The sequence below is a fragment of the Streptomyces sp. NPDC012935 genome (assembly GCF_042900345.1).
Lineage (GTDB): Bacteria > Actinomycetota > Actinomycetes > Streptomycetales > Streptomycetaceae > Streptomyces.
The window spans coordinates 1-1405 of record NZ_JBIBBC010000076.1 but is presented as its reverse complement, the minus strand read 5'-3'; the positions used below and the strand labels follow the sequence as shown (position 1 = coordinate 1405).

Annotated in this window: 1 protein-coding gene and 1 pseudogene; both read left to right on the top strand. The window is 68.3% G+C overall.

Features of this window, described 5'->3' with window-relative positions; all coding sequences use genetic code 11:
* The first annotated feature begins 125 nt into the window (after positions 1–125).
* A complete protein-coding gene (fbaA, locus tag ACFY5C_RS41555) occupies positions 126–1157 on the top strand; it encodes a class II fructose-bisphosphate aldolase (protein ID WP_086869822.1) in 1032 nt (343 codons plus the stop codon).
* A 71-nt stretch (positions 1158–1228) separates the two neighbouring features.
* Positions 1229–1405 (top strand): annotated as a pseudogene (locus tag ACFY5C_RS41550) (MFS transporter); the annotation flags it as partial.

The following is a 1405-nucleotide window of genomic DNA, read 5'->3' as shown; positions in this document are numbered from 1 at the left end:
AGCATCCGGGTTCGTCTGGAAAGATGGGCGCCGACGACGACGTCACACCCCCCCAAGGTCTAGGTCAGGGCCAAGAAGAACGCCGTACGCAGTACGCCGACCCGCACACTCCAAGGAGCGGACAGATGCCCATCGCAACCCCCGAGGTCTACAACGAGATGCTCGACCGGGCGAAGGCAGGCAAGTTCGCCTACCCGGCCATCAACGTGACCTCCTCCCAGACCCTGCATGCGGCCCTGCGCGGCTTCGCGGAGGCGGAGAGCGACGGCATCATCCAGATCTCCACGGGTGGTGCCGAGTTCCTGGGCGGTCAGCACAGCAAGGACATGGTCACCGGCGCCGTCGCCCTGGCCGAGTTCGCGCACATCGTCGCCAAGAAGTACGACGTCACCGTCGCGCTGCACACCGACCACTGCCCGAAGGACAAGCTCGACGGGTACGTACGCCCGCTCCTCGCGGTGTCCGAGGAGCGCGTCGCGCGCGGCGAGAACCCGCTGTTCCAGTCGCACATGTGGGACGGCTCGGCGGAGACCCTGGCCGACAACCTCGCCATCGCGCAGGAGCTGCTGGAGCGCGCCCGCGCCGCCAAGATCATCCTCGAGGTCGAGATCACCCCGACCGGTGGCGAGGAGGACGGCGTCACCCACGAGATCAACGACTCCCTCTACACCACGGTCGACGACGCGGTCCGCACCGCCGAGGCCCTGGGCCTGGGCGAGAAGGGCCGCTACCTGCTCGCCGCGTCCTTCGGCAACGTCCACGGCGTGTACAAGCCGGGCAACGTCGTCCTGCGTCCCGAGCTGCTGAAGGAGCTCAACGAGGGCGTCGCCGCCAAGTACGGCAAGCCGGCCGGCTCGCAGCCGTTCGACTTCGTCTTCCACGGCGGCTCGGGCTCCACCGAGGAGGAGATCCGCACCGCGCTGGAGAACGGCGTCGTCAAGATGAACATCGACACCGACACCCAGTACGCGTTCACGCGTCCGGTCGCGGACCACATGTTCCGCAACTACGACGGCGTCCTGAAGGTCGACGGCGAGGTCGGCAACAAGAAGACCTACGACCCGCGGACCTGGGGCAAGCTCGCCGAGGCGTCCATGGCCGCGCGTGTGACCGAGGCCTGCACGCACCTGCGCTCCGCCGGTACGAAGATCAAGTAGTTCTCGTCCCTCCGGGGACCCGCGAGCCCGGCGCCTGCCCTTGGCGCCGGGCTCGCTGTATACCTGGGGACATGCCCGATGTCCGGCTGGCCTCAACGCAGGGCCGGTGGATCCTGCTCACCACCGTCCTCGGCTCCAGCATGGCGATGCTGGACTCCACCGTCGTCAACGTCGCCCTGCCGCGCATCGGCCGCGACCTCGACGCCGACCTCGCCGCGCTCCAGTGGACCGTCAACGCGTACATGCTG

What these genes read in the sequence shown, in the direction of transcription:
- fbaA (WP_086869822.1), top strand. Translation starts at nt 126, where the DNA reads ATGCCCATCGCAACCCCCGAGGTCTACAACGAGATGCTCGACCGGGCG.